This is a genomic window from Paraburkholderia edwinii (assembly GCF_019428685.1).
Classification (GTDB): Bacteria; Pseudomonadota; Gammaproteobacteria; order Burkholderiales; family Burkholderiaceae; genus Paraburkholderia; species Paraburkholderia edwinii.
This window is the reverse complement of record NZ_CP080096.1, coordinates 197,830-220,991: the sequence shown is the minus strand read 5'-3', so window position 1 is coordinate 220,991 and position 23,162 is coordinate 197,830. Positions and strand designations below refer to the sequence as shown.

Below are 23,162 nucleotides of genomic sequence, written 5' to 3'. Positions count from 1 at the left end.
GATTTTCATATTCAGGCAAGTGCAGGCAAGAAATGAGTGATCGAAAGCGAGTCACGGCGATTGCGCGAGATCACTATGCTTGTCTTGTGAGTCCTGCGGGTGCCGAATAGTCAGCACACGTGCGGCAATGGCGCGCATGCGCATAGGTGCGGAAGCTATGCTTTGGATGGAAGGTGGACGATCTTCGTGACTTCGTGAAATAAGGGGGCTTATGCACGCGATGCTGTTCGATGGTTCAGCGCCGCAATTGCGCGAAACCGAATGGCCGGACCCCGTGCCGGCCGCGGGCCAACTGTTGATCGATATCGACGCGTGCGGCGTGTGCCGAACCGATCTGCATGTGGTGGACGGCGAACTCGATCATCCGAAGCGTCCGGTTATTCCGGGCCATGAAATCGTCGGCAGGGTTGCGGCGCTCGGCGCCGGCACGACCGGCTTTGCCGTGGGCGATCGCGTCGGCGTGCCGTGGCTCGGCCATACCTGCGGACACTGCCGCTTTTGCGCGGCGGGCCGCGAAAATCTCTGCGATATGCCGGGCTTCACCGGCTACACGATCGACGGCGGCTACGCAGAGCGTACCGTCGCGGACAGCCGCTACTGTCTGCATGTGCCCGAGCGTTACACCGATGTCGAAGCGGCGCCGTTGCTGTGTGCGGGGCTGATCGGCTACCGCACGCTCGCGATGGCCGGCGATGCGGAGCACATCGGCATCTATGGTTTTGGTGCGGCGGCGCATATCGTTGCGCAGGTCGCGCGTTATCAGAAGCGCAGTGTTTATGCGTTCACGCGCGGCGGGGACGCGGCCGCGCAGCAACTCGCGATGCGTCTGGGTGCGGTGTGGGCCGGCGGTAGCGAAGAGGCGCCGCCGCATCAGCTCGATGCCGCGCTACTGTTTGCGCCGGTCGGCGCGCTCGTTCCGCAGGCATTGCAGGCGGTCGTGAAGGGCGGCATTGTGGTCTGCGGCGGCATCCATATGAGCGATATACCGTCGTTTCCGTATGCGTTCTTGTGGGGCGAGCGACGTGTTGTGTCCGTTGCGAATCTGACGCGCGAAGATGGCGCCGCATTCATGCGTATTGCGAACGAGGTGCCGTTGAAGATCGAGACGACGGCGTATCCAATGGCTGATGCGAATCGCGCGCTCGACGATTTGCGCGGGGGGCGGGTGTCGGGTGCTGCGGTGTTGACGATGCGGTGATGAATCACATTGAATTGCATCGCCCTATATCACTTAATTTCGTCTCGAAAAACGGCTTAAGCCCGATTTTTCAATGTTTGACAAAATCGTCAAAAAATTCAGACACCCCCTTTTAAATCGTTTGACGCTTTTCTGTCGCAAACAATAAATTTCCACGCCAATGGCCAGGAATGAGGCGACTTTGTCTCATTCCTTTCAACCGGACAGGAAAGCGTGGAATGAATGCCCTCACGAAGAGCTTTAGCGATGCGCTGCGTCACCCGAGTGTGCGCCTGACTCAGCATTTCAGGCTGTGGATCGGCAAAGAGACGCACGATCTCGACGTGCTCGACTTCAAGGTGCGTGGGGGATTGTGCAAGGACTACGTGGTTACGCTCACGGTGACTTCGCCGCGCCTCGATATCGACGGCAAGGAGTACGTTGGGCGACGCGCGGGCCTGCAGGTCGACGAGCGGGCTGCGGTGCCTCTCGCGAACTGGGCCGATCCCGTCGACCATGCGGCGGCCACTTTCAATGGGGTGGTGACGCGCTGGAAGCGCGTTCGCACGAGCCGCGACGAGTCCGCCTACCAGGTGCGCATCGAGCCGCGCTTTGCTGCGCTCGGCAAGCGCATGGTCCACTCCGATGTACTCGACGACCTGACGTTCGAGGAGATGGTTCGCAAGTTGCTGGTCGACGAACAGAACTTCGACGCGTTCGATGTCGAGTTCCACCTCGAAGGGCCGCAGGAGAAGTTGCGGCAGAGCGTGATGTACGAGGAGTCCCGGTGGGACATGATCACGCGTCACGCGAAACGCAACGGCATTTTCTGGTTCTACCGGCAGGAGCGCGGCGAGAACGGGTTGCTTGATGTTCTCGTGTTCGCGAACAATCCGCGTGCTTATATCCGCTCGATCGACTTGCCGCTGCTGGAGAATTCCGGTCTGCACAGCAACGCGCACGAGGCCGCGCAGGAGGTGCATGAGCGGCGCACGCTGGTGCCGGCGACGATCGAGGTGTGGGAGCGGAACTATCGGATACCTGAGGATCCGATGCGGGCCACGGCGAAGGTCGCCGAGGCGGAGGACGACCGCTCGGTGTTCGGGCAGATCAGCCGCAGCGCGGAATTCCATCTGACACAGCAGCAGGGCGAGACGCTTGCACAGACGCGACGCGACGAACAGATCGCGCGTCAGGTGACGCTTGCCGGTAAGAGCGACGCGAAAGCTCTTGCGCCGGGGGTTGTCGTCAAGCTGACCAATACGAAGATGCCTAGCGCTGAGTATGGCTTTGTGGTGACTTCGTTCAGGATGGAAGGCAGTCGCACGAAGCCCGCTTATACGCGATTCAAGGCGATGCCCGCGCATTTGACCTACCGTCCGAAGTTCGTTTATGAGCGGGATTGGAGGTTTCTTGCGGGTCCGGTCGTCGGCGTGGTTACGACGCTGGACTCGGCGCCTTACGGGTATATGGACGAGCACGGGCGTTACCCGGTTCTGCCGAAGTTTCTGCAAGGGTCGGTGAATGCGGATAACAACAAGCTGCTGAATTTGCGGCTGCTGCGTCCTTCGTCTTCGTATCAGGGTGGCTTTCACTCGCCGTTGCTGCCGGGAACCGAGGTGATGCTCGAGGCGGCACACGGGGACGTGGACCGCCTTCATATCAGCGGCGCGCTTCACGACTATTCGCATCCGGATCTGGTGCGGGGCACGGATGCGCTGTTTAGCTATGCGATCTGGCGTTCGCCGCTGCTTGGCGCGGAGGTTGTGTTCAACGACCTGCAGGGCAAGGAGAGTGCGCGTATTGCGACGGTGTATAGCCAGTCGGCGTTCAATCAGGGGTATCTGCTCAACAGTAAAAAGCTGCCGCGCGGTGAAGGGTTCGAAGTCACGACGAAGTCTTGGGGGACGGTGCGGGCGGCGAAGGGGTTGTTCTTTTCGGCGGATGCCGCGGCTGGGGCGGATACGGCGCATCTGGATATGCCTGCTGCTGTTGCGCAGTTAGAAGCGGCACAGGCCGACGTCGCGTCTCTGCGCCAGCAGGCGCAGAAGGCTCATGCAGAGCTCGCACAGCTGAAGGCGCAGCAGGACCAGCTCGAGAACGCATTCAGGGATTTGAAAAAGGCCGTCATCCTGTTCTCGGCCCCAGAGGGCATCGGCATGGTGACGCCCAAGACCATCCAAATGGCTGGTGGCGAACACCTCGCGTTCACTGCAGCCGGTAATGCCGATCTGAATGCGGGCGACAGCGTAACGGTGGCGGCTGGCGAGAGCGTTTCGCTTTGCGCCATGAATCGCGGCATCAAGGCCCTGGCAGTCAATGGCTCCGTCGACATCGAGGCCCAGTCGGGCAGCATGCAATTGTTCGCGGAGAAGGACCTGAAGGTCACTAGCGCCGACGGCAACCTGAACATCAGTGCCCGCAAGTCCATCGTTATTTCAGACAGTGCTGGCGCCTATATCAAGATGGAAGGCGGCAACATTGAAATCGGTTGCCCAGGAACGATCACGGTCCGCTCGGCGGGATTGATGTGCCAAGGACCATCGAGTCTCCAGGAACAGTTCCGGTCGGGAAAGCAGCTTGACGACCTACACGTTGGCTATCTCGATGCAGACGGACAACCCATCCGCGCAGAGGTCCTGAATTTGCTCAAGGGCGACGGCAACATCGAGAAGCTGACGACGGACGCAGACGGCCGCGCTTCGCTGACCTCGATCGTCTTCGATCACTTCAAGGCACGGATGCCGCAACGAATGGAGAGCAGCAGCGATGAGTGACGTGAGCAATGATCACCGCACGCTCGTCAAGAGCAAGCATTACATCGACCTGCCGGGCGAATCGCCGAAGTCGAGGCTGTGGCCGGGAGTAAACAACCTGATCATCCTGCGCAAACATCGCGATGTGGTGTTCGACATCAAGCTCGGCAACGGCGCGACCTATACCGTGACGACGGATCGGCCCGAGCATGAGTACGGACGCTTTTTCGATCCAAATCGCAATCTGAACGTGACGAAAGTCATGTTCCAGGATGGCGAGCCGTGTCATATCTGGCTGGGCAGAACCTTTCCAGGGGAGCCTCATCCTCAAGCAGGGCGACAAGGTCCTGGGGCGCTACCCGGTTCGCAAGATGGACTGCACGCAGGGTTGCACGGAAGACCCTAAAGACAAGCCCGCGCCTATCATTATTGCCATTTGCGTTAATAAGGAGGCCAAGCAAACAACCGAGATTGCGTCGCAGAAGGCGACGCAAAGCACGGAAAAGATGCTCTTTCCGCGCCCGACCATTTCAGGCTTGACAGACGACCCCCTGATTTTCGAGCAATCGCTGCTGAGCCAGCAGTTGGCGTGTCGGCTGCCAATCAGGCTCGCACCGGATATATCGGTAGCGCCATCGCAGGAAGCGCACATCGTCGAGGTTAGCAAGCGATCCATTCCCCAAAAATTAATCGACGAAGTGGCGGCAGGTGGTTCGGAGGAGACCGCGATTGATAGCAATAAGATTGCGACGCGCAATTGGCTGGCCAGCCAACTCGGCGGTGCCTTGGGCTTCTATAGCGACAACAAGCAGTGGGTTCGCGAGCTTTGGTCTGAGAAATTCAGGTTGATAAAAATTATCCATAAGAGGGCGGGTGAACGATGGTATGTCGTCTTCACTGGCAATCCGAGGTTGCGCAAGTTTATAACTGCGACGCGATACGGCGTGAAGAATGAGAAGGTACTGACGATTGCCGGTGGTGCAGGGACGCTGGAATCCGGTGCGGCTGCTGCGTGGGAATCTTCGAAAGGTGCTTTCAAGAAAGGTGGTCTGTGGGCATTGATCTTCACAATTACGCTCGATACAACGGAATGGTTGCATGACTATCAGCAGGTTGGGTCTGATGGCAAGCCCAGGAAGGACTTTGTGGATTTGCTTGGCAAGATCGGTATGGATCTCGTCAAGGTGGGTTTGAGTGCCGCAATCGCATCAGTCGTGGTAGGTGTGGCAGCTGCCACTGCGGCATTGGTCGTTGCAGTGCCGATGGCCGTCGTTATCGTCGGAACCCTCGCAGTCGCGATATTCGTGGGCTACAAGCTCGACGAACTTGACAAGAAAATCGATGCGACTGGGCATGCTACGTCCTGGTTGCGATCGCTTGGTCAATCGGTGAAAGACGCTGCTCAATATCTCGAGAAGTCCATGCCAAAGGACTATGAAGGTTACCCGGCAATGTTTGTGCCGTAATCGCCATCTCATCCCGCTAACGAGCTGGACTATTTTGAATGACACTGATGACAAAACCTCAGTCGGATCAACTTCTTGTTGTGACAAAGAGGACCATTCCCGCATGCCTGATTCTTACGTGCCTAAGCACCTTGTTTTCTTACCCGGTATATGCGGATGGTCTTTCTTCAGAGTGGCCCTGGAAGATCAGCGCCCTGTTAACTTTTGTCTGCTGCTTGGGTCCTCTTCTAATCTATTTTCGGTACCGAGGTACGAACGCATTGTGCGCGTATGGAATGGTAATTCTGGTTGGATTGTTCGCGACATATTATCTCTTTGGTTTTTCGTTCTACTTCTATTTTTTTATGTTTTCGCCCATAAGTGCTTATTTGAAATGGCCGGGTCTGATTGTTGGAATCACGCTAACCGCTTTTTGGATAGTGATAACACGTAGAAATGTTTTGAAAACCATTCATGCCACGCCATTCGTCAAGCAGGCATTCGAAGATTGGGGTGATCACTTCGGATATCGTATTCAAAAAGGAGTGAAGGTGTTTGAGAGATGCTACAAGGAGCTTAACCCATTCCCCCAATTTTTGATGTACATGGTTTATGGAATAGCGCCTTTTTATCTAATATTAAATCGGCTACTGTCGTCCACCTTTGGATCGACTGGCGTTCTTTTTTTTGTTGCTGCGTTAAGTATGCCCATGTCTTTGTGGCTTATCGGAGTGCTCGTCCGTGGCTATCTCGTGATGGTCGCCTTGCCGTTACGTATCCAGAAAGAGCAGCACAAACGAGTGGTGGTGATGGAGTGACTCGTCAATCGACACAGCGCTCCCTCCATGGAAGTGCCGCGCATTTTAGTAATAGCACGGTGAACTTGTCCGCGGTTCCGTTCTTTTCGCCGGCACCCTCATCAGGAAGCGGCACTCGCGAACTTTATATGCCACCCCAATCAACAGACCGATGCCTCTGAACGAGACACAACGCAATGGCCGTTGACTTTTTCGACTTGCCTTCCGAAGAAACGTTTGACGAAGAGCCTCCCAGCCCGATTGCTTGGGGGCTACTGCTCGTCACTGCTATCGCTGCAGGCGTTGCCTTGACGCTTTATCTCTGGCCGAAAAATCGTCCCGCGCAAGACTGGCAGTTCTACGGTTGGATGTTCGCGGTCCCAACGCTGGCATGGGCATTGAGTTTTGCCGCGCGTTTGCACAGCTACGAGATTTGCGTTTGGCGGGTACAAGGCCACAACGCGGAGCGCATCGAGACCATCCGGCACAACACCGACTATGCGCGTCGGCCGCTCGCCCTGCTTGGCTATGCCTACGACACGCCGATGGGGCGCGAAGAACTCGCTGAGCGCGTCGTCGGCGGCGAGTCGGTACTCGTAACACGTGCCGTACGGAACACGAAGGAAGTGCGCGCGCATAGCGAACTATCGCGCAACGGCTATCCATCGATAGAAGATCTGATCGATGTTGCTGTCGATGGTCTGCTCGCGAAAATTGCGCCCCTGCTTCAGGGTATCCCGTCTGACGCGCCGGTAGAGGTATGGCTCGATATTCGCGATGAGGCTGCTGATGCGGAGCATGGAGTTGTGTGGCAAAGCATTCGGCGTACTCTCGGCGCGAAGGCAAGGAGTTTAGTTTCGCTGGGCGACGATGAACGCGTGATGGTGCTCGACGCGTGGCTAGACGACGATACGCCTGCTGCAGTGAAGTACGTGTTGATCGTCGCCGTCCAATTGCGTACGGAAGTGCCAGCGGATAGCGGCGAAGCGGCGGTGGCGTTGCTGCTTGGCTGGCCCTCCCGCGTTGACTCGGATCGCGGCAAGGCCATTGCGCTCGTTCATCGGCCCACGGTGTCGCCGTCCGGTCACGACCGCACTGCGCTTGATACCGCACTGGACTGGGGGGCCGCCCGGGCTGACGCAGTCGAGCGTATCTGGGTCAGCGGCCTGACCGAGCTTCGGCGCGACTCGGGCCTTGTCCTGGCATCACAGGCAACCGCGGATGAGGCGCCTGTCACCGCGGACCTTGATGCTGCACTGGGCCATACCGGAGTGGCGTGCGGCTGGCTTGCGATTGCGGCGGCTGCCGAACGGTGCCGTAGAACCGGTGCAATCCAGTTCATCTCGACTGAGGCGAAGCGGCAGCCCTGCTGGCTCGTCGTGTCTCCCCTTTCTTCGCATTCTGAAACCTGATCATGAGCGACGTTAAACCTGCGCGCCGCCCCGTCGGCTATGTGCTTGGCGTGGCCGCGCTCTGTCTGCTGCTGTTGCTGCTGGCAGCCCTGATGAACGACGGCTGGGGCCTGTCGCGTCGGGGCTGGATGGGCTGGATCGTAGCGGCAATTGCGGTGTTGGGTATGATCCTGTTCTTTCTGTACGGTCCGGTCTACGGAACCTGGATATGGTTCTCACGTCTGCTATTCAGGGAGCACCGGCGTGGGACCGCCTCCGAAGTGCGTTTACTCAAGCGCGATCCCCGCCTGCAACACATCTACGAAGAACTCCGCATCTCCCACGGCTGGTTCTGGCGCCGCCGCCTGCGCTGGCTACTAGTGAACGGCACAGACCAACGCATCGATCAAATCGCCCCTGGCCTCAAACAGGCGGGCATCATGCACGTGGACGGTTCCATCCTGGTGCACGTGTCACCGGACGGCATCGAGGCTGCGAAGTGGCTGTACCAGATTCGCCGCTTGCGCCGCCGCCGCCCGGTCGACGGTGTCGTACATGTCGCCTGCGCGAACGATACGAATACCGAACTTCCACGCACACTCTCGGGAATCGCCACCGCGCTTGGCTGGGCCGCTCCAGTTACCTTTCTGCACCCGGTAGACGCAGAGAACGACCAGCCCGAACGGTTCGATGCAGTGGGCGCATTTATGCCGGACGTCGCGCGCGGGCAGGCGCAGGCCACTGCGGCCGGGCTGGTGAATCTCCTCGACGAAGTCGAGCAGCGAACCGCGATCGAGGGCGTGCGCCAGTGCGGCGAACCGGCCTGGATCAACTCGATGCTGAAGATTTCGGAATACATCGGTAACCACACTGAACGGATGATTGGACACCTGCGCGCGTTAGCTGCGTCGAACTGGTTGCGCGCACCGCTGGCGGGCGTCATGTTCGCGCCGGTCTTCCCGGGCGCGACCGTCGTGCCGGTGCCTGTGCCAATTGCTACCGGGGGCGACGCGCAAGACGGCCGTCAAACTGCGCTCCCCCCGGAGTTGCTCACGCGCGAGCAACCACGCGCCATGCTGCCTGTCTGGCGCGAGATTGCCGCTCGCACGCCCCGATATCGTGGTCGCCGCGCAGGGCTGTACTGGCCGGACCTACTCGCGTGGTGCGTGCTGGCCAGTGCGATCGCCTGGATCGTGCTGCTCGTAATCTCCGCGCTGGGCAACCGAGCACTCGTTCGGGAAGCCGAATCAACCGCCGCCGTCGCACTAGCCGCCACGCCCGGCACACCGCCCGCGCTGCGTGCGCAGCTTGCGCTGCAAAACGAAATCGCGACACTCGAATCTCGTCAGCAGCACGGCGTGCCCTGGTACCTGCGCGCGGGCCTCTCGCGCAACGACGACCTGCTCGCCGCGCTATGGCGGCCTTACCAGACTGTAGCCACCCGCAACCTCCAGCAGCCGGTTGTACACGGGCTGCAACGAGAACTCGCCGCATTCTCACAAATCCGCGCCGACGAGCAGCAAAGCCATGATGCGCAGCAGCGCGCATACAACCGGCTCAAGGCGTATCTGATGCTGGCAACCCCGGCACGTGTCGACGCGCCTTTCCTCAAAACCCAGCTACTGGAAGCGTGGCCCGCGCCCACCGGCATGCGCGCCGGAGAATGGCTCGACACCTCACAGCGGCTGGCGGGGTTCTGGGCCGCTCACCTGAAGGCGCACCCGGCCTGGCGGATCAACCCGGCGGCACAACTCGTCGCTCAAATGCGCTCGACGCTCGTCAACCAGATTGGCCTGGCTGCAAGCGACGACGTACTCTACCGGCGCATCATCGACGCAGCACGCGGCAAATACGCGGACATCTCGCTCGCCACTTTACTCGCGGGCGCCGATTCGCACGGCCTTTTCACGACCACGCAGACGGTGCCGGGCATCTACACACGCGCGGCCTGGGAGGGCGTCATCGAAAAGGCCATCGACGACGCCGCGAACGACCAGCATGTCGAGGCAGACTGGGTGCTAACCGACGATGGTCTCGCCACACAGGTTAACGCCACCACGGTGCGAGGCGCGATCGGTTCCGCACATGCCGCCCTCGATGCGAAGCGCGACGCCGACGATCTGCGGCAACGGTTGCGCACGCGCTATTTCACCGATTACACGGCGGCCTGGGCGACCATGCTCAACAGCTTCCAATGGATCGGCGCGACGAACTTCTCCGGCGTCATCGATCAGCTCACGCGCCTGACCGATGCTCAGACGTCGCCGCTGCTCGCCATCATGAAGTCGGTGCAGTACCAGGGCCAGGCGGGCCGTCCCTCGCAGGCGCTGACCGATACGCTCGTGCGCAAGGCGCAAGGTCTACTCGGAAGCAACGGCGGTGATACGACACAAGCCCCTGTGGTGAATCCGCTCGACCGCTCGTTCGGTCCGCTGCTCGCATTGATGGGCGACGCGAATCCTCCATCAGGCGGCGGCAATGCGGGTAACGCCGGCAACGCGCCGGCCGCGAACGCTGCCGCATTCAACGGCGTGAGCCTCTCTCGCGTGCTGACCGCCGACACCACGGTGCGCCTCAAACTTCAGCAGATCCAGGCCAGTCCCGATGCGCAGGCCATGGCGCGCAATCTCGCTCAGTCGGTATTTCAGGGCAAGCTCTCGGATCTCTCGCAAGCGCGTGACGATGCAGCGCTGACCGCCGCGAGCCTGGGCGCGCAGTGGGCGGCCTTCGGGCAGACCCTGTTCGTCCAGCCGCTCGATGCCGCGTGGCAGGCGGTGCTGCAGCCCGCTGCCGCGAGCCTGAACGAAGCATGGCGCGCGGGCGTCGCGGCGCCTTTTGCCTCGTCGTTCTCCTCGCGATATCCGTTTGCGCCGACGGCGGCGGACGCGTCGTTTGCGGAATTCGGACATTACGTGCGGCCTGAAACGGGGCTCATCAATCGTTTTATCGAAGTCGAACTCTCCGGCGTGCTCAAGCGCCAGGGCGACCAGTGGGTACCGAATGAACTGGCGCCGCAGTCGCTGCAGTTCGACCTGAAGTTCCTCGCCATGCTGCGGCTGATCGGCCCGCTCGGCACGCGCCTCTACGCGCGGGGCGAGGCCGGGTATCACTTCGAGATCATGCCGCAGCCGACGCCGGACGTAACGCGCACCGAACTGACGATCGATGGCCAGCAGGTCGTCTATTTCAACCAGCGCGAGACGTGGACGCCGCTCGCCTGGCCGGGCAATGGTCTGAGCGGCCGCGCATCACTGATCTGGCAAACGCTCAACGCGGGTCTGCGGGTCGCGTTCGATGCACCAGGCGACTGGGCCTTTCTGCGGATGCTCGACAAGGCGCAGGTCAAACCGCTCGACGATACGCGCTACGAACTTGTCTGGAATGCCGCGTCGGGTGACGAGGCCGCGAAGGCTGCCTCCGCGACGTCCGGCGACGGTGCGGACCGCAAGGTCGCGCCACTGCGCTACGTGCTGCGCGCGCAGTCGGGAGCCGGACCGCTCGAATTGCTGAAACTGCGCGGCTTCCGCATGCCCGAGCGCATTTTCGTAACGGGCCGTGCCGGCGCGATATCCGGACAGCCCTCCCTGCCACCCTTGCCCCCGGAGTTACAGCCATGACGGCGCCGTGGAAACCGTTTCAGCAGGAAGGCGGCAACCCGTTCCTCAGATATTTCGATGCCGAGATGCGGTATCTGCGCGAAGCCGGGCGAGAGTTTGCACGCGAGCAGCCCGATGCCGCGCGGCGCCTGGGCATGCTCTATGGCCAGGAGGATGAGCAGGTCCGGGCAGTCAACGAAGGCTTCGCGATGCTCGCGGCGCGGCTGCGCATGAAGCTCGACGACGGCGAGCCTGAACTCACCGAAGGGATGCTCGACAACCTCTATGAACACATGGCGCGGACCGTCCCATCACTGTCGATCATCGAATGCACACCGCTGAACCGCGGCGGTTCGAAGGCGGTGCAGATTCCCGTCGGCGCCGTAGTGCGCTCGGCGCCCATCGGCTCCGACGCCGTGCAGTGCCCGTTCCGCACCACACAGGCAGTCGATCTGCTGCCGCTCTCGGTCGAGGACGCTGCGGTGGTAGTGCGCGCGGACGGGCGCACGGTCATCCGCCTCACCCTGGGCCTCTGGTTGGGGGACCAGCGCGAGCATACCGACCTGTCGCGAATCCGCTTCTACCTGCACGGTGACCGGCCCGCCGCCGCTGCGCTATATGCGGCGCTCACGCGCCAGATCGCGTCGGTCGGCCTGCGCCTGCCGTCGATGCGCGACGGCGCGCTGCAACCGCTCGACGGAGTGCGCTTCGAGCCGTCCGGCTTCGGGCCTTCGACGCGGCTGTGGCCGATCATGGACCCCGGGCGCAACGCGTCAGTCGACCGCGAGCAGACGCTGCTGGAGTATTTCGTATTCCCGCAGAAATTCCAGTTTGTCGACTTGTGCGGCTTCGATAGCGCGATGGTGTCGGCGGGCGAAACGCGCATGACCTTCGAGATCGAACTGGACGGGCGTATGCCCGGTGATCAGCCGGTGGGGCGTGAGAGCTTTCGCCTCTTCTGCACACCCGTGATCAATCTGTTCGAGGTCGATTCGCTGCCGCTGCATCCCGCCAATTGGCATGACAGCGAGCACCGTGTGCGTGTGCAGCCCGCCGTGGAAGATCACGTCGAACCCTACGACCTGCTCGCGGTGACCGCGGCGGACCCCGAGGGCGGCGCACGCCACGCCTACAAGGCGTTCACGAGCTTCCGGCATCGCGGCTGGATGCTGCGGTACGAGACGCCCGAGCGATACTTCCATACCGCTACGCGCTACGGCGTGGTGGGGCGGGAAATGTGGGTGACACTGGCCGGACAGCTCTGGGCCGGGACGTATCGCTACGCGCACGACGATGAAGATCGTCCGCAGCCCGACCGCCACCTGACACTGCGCGCGCTCGCAAACAACGGACGTTTGCCGCGTCTGGCGCTCGCGGAGGCGACCATCAACGAGACGGTCTCGGGCTTTACCGGCGTCGCTTCGGTGCGCAACGTGACGGCGCCGAGCCTGCCGCAGTATCCGCCGCGCTATTACCCGGGCTACGATTGGCGCACGCTGGGACACTTCACCGCGAACGGCATCAACGAGTTCAACCGGATGCTTGTGGAAGGCGCGCCGGCACTGCGCGAGGTGCTCGAGCTCTACGACTGGACGCCAGACGACGCGATATCACAGCGCATCGACGCGATCCGCACCGTATGGTTCTCGCAAGAGCACGACGTGCGGCGCGGTTACGCGTTCCGGGTCGTCCGCATTCATGTCGATCTCGACGCGGGCGGCTTCGACGGGCCGGGCGACGTCGTGCTGTTCGGCGACGTGCTGAATCACTTCCTCGGGCGTTACGCGAGCATGCAATATGCCTTGCAGCTTGTGCTGACCGTTGACGGCGAGGAGACACGTTATCCGCGCGCCGATTTCAAGGGGGCGCCGTGCTGATGCGTATCCGGATCATGCGTCGGGTCGTGCGGGGCGCGCTCGGCATGGGCCTCACGCTGACGGTTTCCGCGTGCGGCACGTGGCAGTCGGTCAAAGGCGGAACCGCGAACGCCACGCGCGCGGTGTTCGAGGCGAAGGTCGAGCAAATGAATCTTGTCGTGACCGCGCGCGGCGCATTGAACCAGGACGCGCGCGGCGCGTCTCTGCCGGTCGTGCTGCGCATCTATCAGCTCAAGGATGACAAGCCCTTCGCAACTGCGACCTATGAACAAGTGCTGGAGGGCAACGACGCGCTGAAGGGGGCGACGCTATGGAGCCAGGACGTGACGGTTGGGCCGGGGCAGACGCTGAAGGTGTCGGAGCCGATCGGCGACGCGGCGAACTATGTCGGCGTGGCGGCGTTTTTCCGCGATGCGGCCAGTGCGGAGTGGTCCGTGCTGGTGCCGAAATCGCAGTGGAAGAAGACTGATCCGGTGAAGCTGGTGGCGGCGGAACACACGCTGGAGATCGACACGCAACACCGATGAAGCACCTTGCATAGATGCCCTAACGCCACGGCTCCGAAATCGCGGCCGCCAGCGCGAGTTTTTCACGCACAAGCGCGGACACCTCCGGCGCTTGCATCGAACCCGCCGCTTGCGCACCCTGAACATGCGCATCGACAAACTTCTGCACGGCGCCATGCACCGTGCGAATCGACCATCCATCGACACCTGCGATGCGCGCCGGCGTCCGCTTGAGTTCGTCGACGAGATCGCGCGCATCGTTGAAGCGCGGCGCAATGCCGCTGCGCGCAGCGAGCTGTGCTGCGCTGTCGGCCGCATACGCACGGTCGTTGCCGAGCCGATCGATGTCGATCACGAGATCCGCCGCATTCGCCATGCGCACCGCGGAGAGCGCCCACAATGCGATAAACGCGCGATACGCCTGCGTGCCTTCGACCGTGCGCGCGTACTGCTCGCAAACGGCAGCGTAGGCATCGTCCGATGTCGGCGCGTCGGGCGGCAACCGCACGTCGCATGCGTCGATCGCGGCCTTCACGATCGGCTCGCGCTGATTAAGCCCTAGCACGCGCAACGGCGCAGCGACAAAAAACGTATTGCGCCATTCCTGATGCAACAGCCAGCCCGACGCGAATTGCGACGCCGGATTGCGGATCACCGCCGCATGCAGTGCTGCCGGAAAGGCGTTTTTGAGCCACGGCAGTCTTCCGGAAGAACGGCAAAACTTGAACACCGGCATCTTGCCCGCGCCGAGCGTACGTTCCGTCAGTTCCTGCAGATACGCATGCAGCGCGGGAAATTCTTCATCGGGCGCCGCACCGAAACGGTCGGTGCTGAAACGCCGGCGATAGCCGGGCACGCCGCGCGCGCCTTCGCGCATGAATGAGCGGTACTCGGCAAAATAGGGCGCATCGAGCGCGGGGTGGCCCGAATTGAACGAGGGTTTCAGCACGCCGAGATCCGCGAGCTTCAGGTCGCCGATCACATTGCTGAGCGGCTCGTAGAACGCGGTAACCGATTCGAGTTCGCGAAACTTCGACCACACCCATGTGCCGGCGCTGCGCCAGCCCGTATGCAGAAAAATGCCGCGCGACGAATGGCCGGCATTGCCGTGGGGCGGGGACGAATGTTGAGCTGAGCTATCGGGCAGCGACATCGAAACTTTCCTTGCAGGTGCGTCTTCGATCGAGCGTGGCGATTATAGCCAATGCAGTTATCGCTTCACTGACCGAAAGACAAGCGCAGCGTGCTCGCTTACGTGTTGACCGCGTCGGCAATCTGCTTGCAAAGCGCTTTGTCCGGATAGGCGCCCATGCCTGCGTGCACATTGTCGATCATGTATTCGGGGCGCCCCGTGCCGGGAATCACGACCGTCACAGCAGGTTGCGCGAGCACGAATTTCAGCAGTATTTGCGCCCACGTCGTGCAACCGATCTGCGCGGCCCACGCGGGCAGTGGCCGCTTGCTCACGCGCGAAATCAGCCCGCCGCCGCCGAACGGCTGGTTGATCACGACGCCGATGCCGAGGTCCGCCGCGAGCGGCAGAATGCGCTGTTCGGCATCGCGGTCGTCGGCTGCGTAGTTGATCTGCACAAAGTCGGGCTTCTCGCTGCGCATCACCGATTCGACCTCGGGAAACGCGCTCGACGTGTAATGCGTAATGCCGATATAGCGGATCTTGCCGCGCGCTTTCCAGTCGCGCAGCGTCGCAATCTGCGTGCGCCAGTCGACGAGGTTATGCACCTGCATCAGATCGATGCGCGGCTGCTGCAGCCGGCGCATCGATTCTTCCATCTGCGCAATGCCTTGCTCGCGGCCACGCGTCCATACCTTGGTGGCGACGAATGCCTTGCTGTGCGCGTCGAGCTTGGTAAGCAGCGTGCCGGTGACTGCTTCGGAAGTGCCGTACATCGGCGACGAATCGATGACTGAGCCGCCCGCGTCGAACAGCACCTGCAGCACGCGCGCGAGCCGCGCCTGCGCGCTCGCATCGTCGCCGACGTCGAAGGTGCGCCACGTGCCGCAGCCGATCACGGGCAGCGGTTCGCCGCTCGACGGAATCGGGCGGCGCGCGATACGCGGCAGCGGCGCGGCATCGCCTTGCGCGTTTGCAAGCTGCTGAAAGGACATCGTGAGCGGCAAGCCGAGCGTGACGCCGCTTGCGGTGCGCAGAAAACGGCGCCGGCTGCCGTGTAGGGGAGGCTGCTGCATCGGAGGTTCCTTGCATCGCAAAGGGGTTCCCCACGATACGGCATTTCACCGGCGCTCGTGTACGCGTGTGAAAAGCGAACGCCGACGGTCAGGCAAATATAAACGGCTTCAGGCCGGGCGCCGCGCGATGAAATCGATCTCGACAAGTGCATCGCGCGCGAGGCCGGTTACGCCGACGCAGGTGCGTGCGGGCAATTTGCCCGGCGGGAAGTAGGCGGCATAGACGGCGTTCAGCGTCGCGTAGTCGCGCTTGAACTCGGTCAGGAACACACGCGAGCAAACCACGTGCTCGAGGCCGAGACCGACGCCCTTGAGCACGATGATGAGGTTGTCCATCACACGCTTGGTTTGCGCGGCGACGCCTTCGGGCAGCGGCGCCGAGTCGTCGTCGGGCGACGTCGGCATCTGGCCGGTGACGAACACCCAGCCGCCCGATTCGGCGGCATGCGAGAAAGGCGCGACGGGCGTCGGCGCGTCGGGGACCATCCAGAACTGCGTTGCTTCAGACATATGACGTGACTCCGGGAGTGGCGTAGTGGCGGCCGCTTAGTGAAAGCCGCGTGGTGAAAGCCGCTTTGTGACAGCCAGGGGCGGCTAGTGTCGCATTTCAAAAAGATCGCTGCGTTGAATCCGGCATCGGCACGGCAGCAGGGCGCCATGCCTGCGTGCCGGCGCCTCTGCGCAGCGGTTCAAGCGAGACCATGCCTCGCAGGAATGGAACTTATGCATGGCGCCTGTCTACTTCGACGGTTCGGATTGCGCGACATTAGCTCCAACGCAAACGCAGTCCCACCCGACGCGTACTCAAGGAGCCCTGAAATGAACCGTCCTGTTGTCCTGATCACTGGCGCATTGACCGGCATCGGCCGCGCCACCGCTTTGGCTTTTGCCCGCGAAGGTCATCGCGTGATCGTGAGCGGCCGGCGCGACGAAGCGGGCCGCGCGCTTGCCGCCGAATTGCGCGAACTCGGCGCCGAGGCAGAGTACATGCACGCCGACGTGCGCAACGAAGCTGAAATCCGTCAGGTGGTCGAACAGACCGTGGCCCGCTTCGGCCGGCTCGACATCGCCGTGAACAACGCCGGCACCGAAGGCGAAAGCCAGCCGCTCGTCGAATTGACGGCGGCCAACTATGAGTCGACCTTCGCGGCGAACGTGCTCGGCACGCTGCTCGCGCTCAAGTACGAAATGCGCGTGATGCTCGAACAGGGTGCGGGCTCCATCATCAATCTGTCGTCTATTGCAGGGCATGCGGGTTTCGCGAGCGCCTCGGTCTATGCGGGAAGCAAGCACGCTGTCGAGGGAATCACGAAGAGCGCGGCGCTCGAAGGCGCGGCGGCCGGCGTGCGCGTCAACGCGGTGGCGCCGGGCCCGATCGCGACGGAGATGCTCGACCGCTTCACCGGCAGCGACGACGCAAAGGCCGGTTTTCTCGCGACGATGCCCGCGCGTCGCGCCGGTGAACCGGACGAGATCGCGCAAACCATCGTGTTTCTCGGCAGCGACAAGGCCCGTTATCTGACCGGCCAGATCGTTTCCGTCGACGGCGGCTTCTCGGCGCAGTAACCGCCCATCCATTTTTGACTACCTCAAGGAGAAACCAGCATGACCACGATCAACGTTCCGACGCGCGAAGAAGTGTCGCCGTCCAATCAGGCGATCTTCGACAAGCTGAAAAGCGGCCTCGGCATGGTGCCGAACCTGTACGCGACGCTCGCTCATTCGGAGCACGCGCTCGGCAACTACCTCGCGTTTCAGAACGCCAAGAGCACCCTTAGCGGCAAGGCGCGGGAAGTCGTGAATCTCGTGGTCAGCGAGGTGAACAGTTGTGAGTACTGCCTCGCCGCTCATACGGCGATCGGCAAATCGGTGGGTTTTACCGACGCGCAGATTCTCGAGATCCGCAGCGGCAAGGCCAGTTTTGACGCCAGGCTCGACGCGCTCGCTCGCCTCGCGCGCAATATCACGGTCAACCGCGGGCATGCGGATCAGGCGGTGGTCGATGCGTTCTTTGCGGCCGGCTGGACGAAAGCCAATCTGGTCGACGCAATCGTCGTGATCGGTGACAAAACCGTGACGAACTATTTGCACGGCACGACGCGCGTGCCCGTCGATTTTCCGGCGGCGCCCAAACTCGATGCGTAATTATTAGCAAAAAAATCCAGATAAAAGCGCGGCGAATTTCGTCATCTGCTTTATCGGCTTTCTAATCGGCCGTCATTCGGCAGCCTTGTGCTGCCGGTGGCGGCCGTCTCATTTATTCGGCCCATTTCGCATACCGCAATGCGCTGAATCACTGTCAGCAGGAGTTCGTGCGCGGTGGTAAGGTGTCGCCTTGCTCGCCGCCCGGCTGGCCACGTGGGTGACTGCTTCGGTTGCCGACATGGCTGGCAGGTCAGTCACCGCATTCGTCGAATCTGCACGAATCCCGACCGGGCGCGACGGCATGTTTCGACGTTGCGGCATTTATTGCAGCCGAATTGCAGCCGTTTGTTCACGCTGTCACGCGCGACGTTTCCCATATCAAAAGACCGCTTCCGGAGACGAAGCCCGCACCTTTAGCGCGGGTTTGCTGCGGGCTTGCGTATGTCGTTTTCGACACCGCGCAAACCGGCTTTGCCCGGATTTGTTTGTTCTAACTGAAAGCAGCCTCATCATGATGATGGAAAGCAATAACCCGGCAGGCAACGGCTCGCCGGAAAACGAGGATTCGTCCCCGTTGCGTGCGTGGCTCGCGGTCGGCGCGGTCACGATTGGCGCATTCGCATTCGTGACCACCGAGTTCTTGCCGGTCGGCCTGTTGCCGCAGATCGCGCGCGAACTCGGCGTGACGCCTGGCACGGCCGGTCTGATGGTGACCACGCCCGGTGTGATCGCGGCGATCTCGGCGCCGGGCATGATGCTCGGCGCCGGCCGCATTGACCGGCGCTACATTCTGATCGCGCTGACGCTCATGCTGCTCGCGTCGAATCTGATCTCTGCATTCGCGCCGAACTTCGCGGTGATGCTGATCGGCCGCGCGCTGCTCGGCGCGAGCCTCGGCGGCTTCTGGACGCTCGCGCTCGCGGCAGCCGGGCGGCTCGTGAAGCTGCACGAGTCGGCCCGCGCCACCGCGGCGATTCTCGCGGGCGTGACTTGCGCGACCGTGATCGGCGTGCCGCTCGGCACGCTGATTTCGGAGCTTGCGTCGTGGCGCGTGTCTTTTATGGCGACCGGCGTGCTGGTTGCCGCGGCGCTGATCGCGCAGGCGGTGCTGCTGCCTTCGCTGCCGTCGAGCGCGGCGCTGCGTTTCTCGGACCTCGTCGAACTGCTGCGCCGCGCACATCCGCGCAGGAGTCTGTTGATGGTCGCGCTCGTGTTCGGCGCGCATTTTTCGTCTTACACGTATATCGCGCCGTTCCTGCTGCGCGATGCGGGCTTCAGCGAATCGAGCATCACGTGGGTGCTGCTCGGCTTCGGCATTATCGGATTCGTGTCGAACTTCGCGGTGTCGACGGTCGTCGGCCGCAATCTGAAGGGCGCGCTGCTCACGATGGCCGTGCTGCTGCTGACGGCGCTTGTGACGATGCCGTACTTCAGGCACTACGCGTTCGCGGTGACGGCGGTCCTGATGGCATGGGGCGTCGCGTTCGGCGCGATTCCGCTGTGCATGAGCGTCTGGATGCAGCGCGCGACGCCGGATCTGCCCGAAGCGGGGTCGGCGATGTTCGTCGGCATCATTCAGGTGGCGATCGCGGTGGGTTCGTCGGTCGGCGGCACGATCGTGGACCGCGCGGGCATTGCGACCGATTTCCGCTTCGGCGCCGTGCTCGCGATACTCGGCATCGTCGCGATTTCGACGTTGACTGCTGCCGGCGAGCCGGCGCGTGTCGAGGAGCTGGGCGAGCGGGTCGGCGCGGAGAAGTGCTGACGCGGCGTGCGTGTCGCTCTACGTAATGCATACGTATTGCTGCTGTACGCGCCGCCTTACACTGCCTCGCCGGCGGCGCTCAGCACGGTTACATCGCTGTGATGCACGAAACTCGCCAGCTGCGGCGCCTCGCGCGCCGCATCCGTGACGAGCGTCCATGCGCGCTCGAGCGGCGTCCAGTGCTGCTGGCTCGCGTGGTCGAGCTTGTTTGACGTGACGAGCACGAACACACTCGCGGCCTGGCGGATCACGCACTCTTTCAGATAGGCCTGCTCGGTGCTCGCCTCGCACAGGCCGCGCCCGGCCACGACGCCGTCGGCGCCGAGAAACGCCTTATCCACCGACAGCCGGCTCAGCGCGAGCTGCGCAATGGGCCCGAGCGTGCTCATGCTCGACGGTCGTAAATCGCCGCCGATCAGCGTGACCCGGATGTCGCTCGAAGCGAGCACGCCGATCGCGAGCAGATTGTTGGTTACGACGCGCAAATCGCGCCGGCCGGCGAGCAGGCGCGCCATCGCAGCGGTCGTCGTGCCGCCGTCGAGAAAAATCGTGTCGCCGTCCCGCACCTGCGCGGCCGCGACGCGCGCGATCGCATCCTTCTGCTCGCGAAAACTCTGACGGCGCGTCTCCAGCGATTCTTCCGGCTCGTGCATGCCGACGGGCGCCGCGGCGCCGCCGTAGGTGCGCACGATGCGGTGCTCTTCGGCGAGCGCGCGCAGATCGCGCCGCACGGTCGCCTCCGACATGCCGAAGTGCTCGCACAGCGCGCCGACATCGGTCATGCCGGACAGCACGGCTTTGAGCATTGCCTCGCGACGGTTCGCTACTTTCATGGGGCTCCGGGGTTAAAAAACGGCCTGCGCGCGCGGCACGGCCGTTGCGCGCAAAGAGCCGCATAGTCTACCGGGTTCACATTTTGCACGAATCGATCAATTTGGGGGTGAGGTTTGCCTGCCGCGCAATCGCCCCGCGAGGACCGGAAAGCCGATCGGATAAGGGCCAAGTAGCGCAATTTGCAGCCCTCAGCGTAAACCCTCGCGTCGCTTCGGGTTGCACGCCAAGCCAACGACCTTTACACTATTTTGATCGAATCAATCAAAATAATGATCGAATCGGTAAGCCTTAGTCAATCGGGAGACACTTCAAATGGCTCAAGTTCGTATCAAGCGCGCGATCGAGCGCGTGCCCGGCGGGATGATGATCGTCCCGTTGCTGCTGGGCGCGCTCGTCGCGACGTTCCTGCCGGACATGCCGAAATTCTTCGGCTCGTTCACGAATGCGCTTTTCACCGGCGCGCTGCCGATTCTCGCGGTGTTTTACGTCTGCATGGGCGCGAGCATCGACGTGAAAGCAACGCCGTACATCGTGAAAAAGGGCGGGGCGCTGTTCGCCGCGAAGGTCGGTACCGCGATCGTGGTCGGCGTCGTACTGGGCCACGTCCTTGGCGAGCAGCCGATCACGTCGGGCCTGTTCGCCGGCCTGTCGACGCTCGCCGTGGTCGCCGCGATGAACGACACGAACGGCGGTCTGTATATGGCGCTGATGGGCCAGTACGGCCGCTCCGAAGACGTCGGCGCGTACTCGATCATGTCGCTCGAATCGGGTCCGTTCCTGACCATGGTCACGCTCGGCGTCGCGGGGCTCTCCGCGTTCCCGTGGCAGACGCTGGTCGGCAGCATTCTGCCGCTCGCGTTCGGCATGTTGCTCGGCAACCTCGATCGCGAAATGCGCGACTTTCTCGGCCGCGCCGTGCCGGTCATGATTCCGTTCTTCGCGCTGGCGCTCGGCGCCGGCCTCGATCTGCACAAGGTCTGGCAAGCGGGCCTGCTTGGTATCGGCCTCGGTATCGCGGTGGTGATCGTGACGGGCATTCCGCTCTACATCATCGATCGTCTGACGAGCGGCACCGGCGTGGCCGGCGTGTCGGCGGCCAACACCGCGGGTAACGCCGCGGCGGTGCCGGCGCTGATTGCCGCGGCGAATCCCGTGTATGCGGAGGCCGCGAAGAGCGCGACGCTGCTCGTCGCCGCATGTGTGGTCGTGACCGCGATTCTCTGTCCGATCCTGACTGCGGCCGTGGCGAAGCGCGTGGTGTCGACGCGCGTCGGCGGCAATCGGGAGACGGTGCAGTGAGCATGCTGATCGTTGCCGACGACCTGTCGGGCGCCGCCGATTGCGCGATTGGCTTCGCCAACGCCGGACGCCACACGGTCGTCGCGCTCGGCGCGGATGAAGCAGTCGAAGCCGCAAACGACGCGGCGGCCGGCCGCGTTGCCGTGATTGCGCTTGATACGGATTCGCGACGTCTCGCACCGGCCGATGCGGCAAGCCGTGCGGCGCAGGCGTGGCGAGTGCTCGGCGGCACGCAGGGCGTGGGCACATCGCAGCGGCGTCTGTACAAGAAAATCGATTCAACGCTGCGCGGCAACTGGGTTGCTGAAGTCGCGGCTCTGCAACCGTTGGCAGGCCTTGCGATCGTCGCGCCGGCCTTTCCGGCCACAGGCCGCACCGTGCGCGAAGGACGCGTGTTCGTGCGCGGCGTGCCGCTCGGCGAAACCGAGACATGGCAGCTCGAACACGCGGGCAAGACCGCGGACTTGCAGCCGATGCTCGAGGAAGCGGGCTTGCGCACGGCGCTGTTCGATGTCGAACGGATGCGCGATCTGCCACCCGACCTGCTTGCGCAGGCGCTTGCTGAACACGCTCGCGCCGGCGTCCACGCCCTGATCGTCGATGCGCAAAACGAAGCCGATCTGAATCTGATCGCGCGTGCGACGCTGGTGCTGCATGAGGCGTTCTTCTGGGTCGGCTCCGGCGGTCTCGCGCGCGAGCTCGCCGCGCTGCCCGAGCTGTTCGGCAACGATGCGCCGGCACCCGTGGCGCCGCTGCGTCGCGAAGGGCCGATCCTGACGCTGGTCGGCAGCCTGTCGGCGGTGTCCGGCGCGCAGTGCGCGCTGCTGCGCGAGCGCACGGGCATGGCCGAACTGGTCGTGCCGCCGGCGGTGCTGCGCAAGGTCGAAAGCCATCCGGAAAGCGCGCAATGGCGGGCTGCAATCGGCGCGCCGCTCGCGGCCGGCCGCGATCTGCTCGTGCGCATCGGCCGCGACGACGCATTCGATCCGTCCGAAGGCACGCACCTTTCCACGGCGCTTGCCGCGCTCGTCGAACCGCACGTTGGCCATCTCGCGGGCCTGATCGCGACCGGCGGCGAAACCGCGCGCGCGATGCTCAGTCAAGCGGGCATCGGCAGCCTCGAATTGCTATCCGAAGTTGAACCAGGCGTGGCGGTGGCGCAGCCGTCCGACGATGTGCGGCGGCTCACCGTGGTCACGAAGGCCGGCGCCTTCGGCAGCGATCACGCGCTGTACGGCGCGTGGCTGCATCTGCGAGGTTTGCAGGAAGCGACGCGGAACGGGTCGCAAGCAGACTCACGGCGCGCCGCGCACGCGAGCCGCGCGCCAGAAACGAATTCCCCTCTGAACTGAAGCATCAGGAAGCC

At 62.8% G+C, this 23,162-nt stretch carries 18 protein-coding genes; 14 read left to right on the top strand and 4 right to left on the bottom strand.

What is annotated here, in order from left to right; translation table 11 throughout:
- The first annotated feature begins 211 nt into the window (after positions 1–211).
- The 9 genes from KZJ38_RS22850 to tssJ all read left to right on the top strand — a co-directional run bounded on the left by KZJ38_RS22850 (position 212) and on the right by tssJ (position 13,566).
- On the top strand, positions 212–1,198 hold the full coding sequence (locus KZJ38_RS22850) for a zinc-dependent alcohol dehydrogenase family protein (protein WP_219801984.1): 987 nt from the start codon (positions 212–214) through the stop codon (positions 1,196–1,198).
- Positions 1,199–1,416: 218 nt separating this feature from the next.
- Positions 1,417–3,954: a DUF2345 domain-containing protein gene (locus KZJ38_RS22845; RefSeq protein ID WP_219801983.1), complete on the top strand. Its 2,538-nt coding sequence runs from the start codon at positions 1,417–1,419 to the stop codon at positions 3,952–3,954.
- Complete coding sequence (locus KZJ38_RS22840) at positions 3,947–4,339, top strand: hypothetical protein (RefSeq protein WP_219801982.1); 393 nt, start codon at positions 3,947–3,949, stop codon at positions 4,337–4,339. Before KZJ38_RS22845 ends, KZJ38_RS22840 begins: the two co-directional genes overlap by 8 nt.
- The gene (locus KZJ38_RS22835) at positions 4,305–5,399 is read left to right on the top strand and encodes a hypothetical protein (protein WP_219801981.1); all 1,095 of its coding nucleotides are present in this window, start codon (positions 4,305–4,307) and stop codon (positions 5,397–5,399) included. Before KZJ38_RS22840 ends, KZJ38_RS22835 begins: the two co-directional genes overlap by 35 nt.
- Before the next feature lie 275 nt (positions 5,400–5,674).
- Positions 5,675–6,196, top strand: coding sequence for a hypothetical protein (locus tag KZJ38_RS22830; RefSeq protein WP_219801980.1), 522 nt, complete (start codon positions 5,675–5,677; stop codon positions 6,194–6,196).
- 176 nt (positions 6,197–6,372) lie between these two features.
- Positions 6,373–7,587, top strand: coding sequence for a hypothetical protein (locus tag KZJ38_RS22825; protein WP_219801979.1), 1,215 nt, complete (start codon positions 6,373–6,375; stop codon positions 7,585–7,587).
- A gap of 2 nt (positions 7,588–7,589) precedes the next feature.
- Positions 7,590–11,183, top strand: coding sequence for an ImcF-related family protein (locus KZJ38_RS22820; protein ID WP_246641951.1), 3,594 nt, complete (start codon positions 7,590–7,592; stop codon positions 11,181–11,183).
- A complete protein-coding gene (tssF, locus tag KZJ38_RS22815; RefSeq protein WP_219801978.1) occupies positions 11,180–13,039 on the top strand; it encodes a type VI secretion system baseplate subunit TssF in 1,860 nt (619 codons plus the stop codon). Before KZJ38_RS22820 ends, tssF begins: the two co-directional genes overlap by 4 nt.
- Entirely contained in the window at positions 13,039–13,566 is a 528-nt protein-coding gene (gene tssJ, locus KZJ38_RS22810; RefSeq protein ID WP_246642134.1) for a type VI secretion system lipoprotein TssJ, read from the top strand. The genes tssF and tssJ overlap by 1 nt, the downstream gene beginning before the upstream one ends.
- A 19-nt stretch (positions 13,567–13,585) precedes the next feature.
- On the opposite strand, the gene KZJ38_RS22805 is transcribed toward tssJ, so the two are convergent.
- From KZJ38_RS22805 to KZJ38_RS22795, 3 genes are all read right to left on the bottom strand, one after another.
- Complete coding sequence (locus KZJ38_RS22805) at positions 13,586–14,698, bottom strand: hypothetical protein (protein ID WP_219801977.1); 1,113 nt, start codon at positions 14,696–14,698, stop codon at positions 13,586–13,588.
- A 98-nt stretch (positions 14,699–14,796) separates the two neighbouring features.
- Positions 14,797–15,753, bottom strand: coding sequence for an aldo/keto reductase (locus KZJ38_RS22800; protein ID WP_219801976.1), 957 nt, complete (start codon positions 15,751–15,753; stop codon positions 14,797–14,799).
- A 108-nt stretch (positions 15,754–15,861) separates the two neighbouring features.
- Positions 15,862–16,263, bottom strand: coding sequence for a RidA family protein (locus KZJ38_RS22795; protein WP_219801975.1), 402 nt, complete (start codon positions 16,261–16,263; stop codon positions 15,862–15,864).
- A 309-nt stretch (positions 16,264–16,572) separates the two neighbouring features.
- Between KZJ38_RS22795 and KZJ38_RS22790 the strand changes: the two genes are divergently transcribed.
- The 3 genes from KZJ38_RS22790 (at position 16,573) to KZJ38_RS22780 (ending at position 19,663) form a co-directional block, all read left to right on the top strand.
- Positions 16,573–17,319 carry an SDR family NAD(P)-dependent oxidoreductase gene (locus KZJ38_RS22790; protein WP_219801974.1) on the top strand — a complete coding sequence of 249 codons (747 nt, stop codon included), beginning with the start codon at positions 16,573–16,575 and terminating at the stop codon, positions 17,317–17,319.
- Between the two features lie 39 nt (positions 17,320–17,358).
- Entirely contained in the window at positions 17,359–17,898 is a 540-nt protein-coding gene (locus KZJ38_RS22785) for a carboxymuconolactone decarboxylase family protein (RefSeq protein ID WP_219801973.1), read from the top strand.
- Between the two features lie 511 nt (positions 17,899–18,409).
- Positions 18,410–19,663, top strand: a complete 1,254-nt coding sequence (locus KZJ38_RS22780; RefSeq protein WP_219801972.1) for an MFS transporter — start codon at positions 18,410–18,412, stop codon at positions 19,661–19,663.
- Between the two features lie 56 nt (positions 19,664–19,719).
- On the opposite strand, the gene KZJ38_RS22775 is transcribed toward KZJ38_RS22780, so the two are convergent.
- Positions 19,720–20,496, bottom strand: a complete 777-nt coding sequence (locus KZJ38_RS22775; protein WP_219801971.1) for a DeoR/GlpR family DNA-binding transcription regulator — start codon at positions 20,494–20,496, stop codon at positions 19,720–19,722.
- A gap of 313 nt (positions 20,497–20,809) precedes the next feature.
- On the opposite strand from KZJ38_RS22775, the gene KZJ38_RS22770 reads away from it, so the two are divergent.
- Positions 20,810–21,796 carry a 2-keto-3-deoxygluconate permease gene (locus KZJ38_RS22770; RefSeq protein ID WP_219801970.1) on the top strand — a complete coding sequence of 329 codons (987 nt, stop codon included), beginning with the start codon at positions 20,810–20,812 and terminating at the stop codon, positions 21,794–21,796.
- Entirely contained in the window at positions 21,793–23,148 is a 1,356-nt protein-coding gene (locus KZJ38_RS22765) for a four-carbon acid sugar kinase family protein (protein ID WP_219801969.1), read from the top strand. The genes KZJ38_RS22770 and KZJ38_RS22765 overlap by 4 nt, the downstream gene beginning before the upstream one ends.
- The last annotated feature ends 14 nt before the right edge of the window (positions 23,149–23,162 follow it).

Excerpts from the sequence above, each read along its gene's own strand:
- KZJ38_RS22850 (WP_219801984.1), top strand. The coding sequence starts at position 212 with ATGCACGCGATGCTGTTCGATGGTTCAGCGCCGCAATTGCGCGAAACC.
- KZJ38_RS22845 (WP_219801983.1), top strand. The coding sequence starts at position 1,417 with ATGAATGCCCTCACGAAGAGCTTTAGCGATGCGCTGCGTCACCCGAGT.
- KZJ38_RS22840 (WP_219801982.1), top strand. The coding sequence starts at position 3,947 with ATGAGTGACGTGAGCAATGATCACCGCACGCTCGTCAAGAGCAAGCAT.
- KZJ38_RS22835 (WP_219801981.1), top strand. The coding sequence starts at position 4,305 with ATGGACTGCACGCAGGGTTGCACGGAAGACCCTAAAGACAAGCCCGCG.
- KZJ38_RS22830 (WP_219801980.1), top strand. The coding sequence starts at position 5,675 with ATGGTAATTCTGGTTGGATTGTTCGCGACATATTATCTCTTTGGTTTT.
- KZJ38_RS22825 (WP_219801979.1), top strand. The coding sequence starts at position 6,373 with ATGGCCGTTGACTTTTTCGACTTGCCTTCCGAAGAAACGTTTGACGAA.
- KZJ38_RS22820 (WP_246641951.1), top strand. The coding sequence starts at position 7,590 with ATGAGCGACGTTAAACCTGCGCGCCGCCCCGTCGGCTATGTGCTTGGC.
- tssF (WP_219801978.1), top strand. The coding sequence starts at position 11,180 with ATGACGGCGCCGTGGAAACCGTTTCAGCAGGAAGGCGGCAACCCGTTC.
- tssJ (WP_246642134.1), top strand. The coding sequence starts at position 13,039 with ATGCGTATCCGGATCATGCGTCGGGTCGTGCGGGGCGCGCTCGGCATG.
- KZJ38_RS22805 (WP_219801977.1), bottom strand. The coding sequence starts at position 14,698 with ATGTCGCTGCCCGATAGCTCAGCTCAACATTCGTCCCCGCCCCACGGC.
- KZJ38_RS22800 (WP_219801976.1), bottom strand. The coding sequence starts at position 15,753 with ATGCAGCAGCCTCCCCTACACGGCAGCCGGCGCCGTTTTCTGCGCACC.
- KZJ38_RS22795 (WP_219801975.1), bottom strand. The coding sequence starts at position 16,263 with ATGTCTGAAGCAACGCAGTTCTGGATGGTCCCCGACGCGCCGACGCCC.
- KZJ38_RS22790 (WP_219801974.1), top strand. The coding sequence starts at position 16,573 with ATGAACCGTCCTGTTGTCCTGATCACTGGCGCATTGACCGGCATCGGC.
- KZJ38_RS22785 (WP_219801973.1), top strand. The coding sequence starts at position 17,359 with ATGACCACGATCAACGTTCCGACGCGCGAAGAAGTGTCGCCGTCCAAT.
- KZJ38_RS22780 (WP_219801972.1), top strand. The coding sequence starts at position 18,410 with ATGATGATGGAAAGCAATAACCCGGCAGGCAACGGCTCGCCGGAAAAC.
- KZJ38_RS22775 (WP_219801971.1), bottom strand. The coding sequence starts at position 20,496 with ATGAAAGTAGCGAACCGTCGCGAGGCAATGCTCAAAGCCGTGCTGTCC.
- KZJ38_RS22770 (WP_219801970.1), top strand. The coding sequence starts at position 20,810 with ATGGCTCAAGTTCGTATCAAGCGCGCGATCGAGCGCGTGCCCGGCGGG.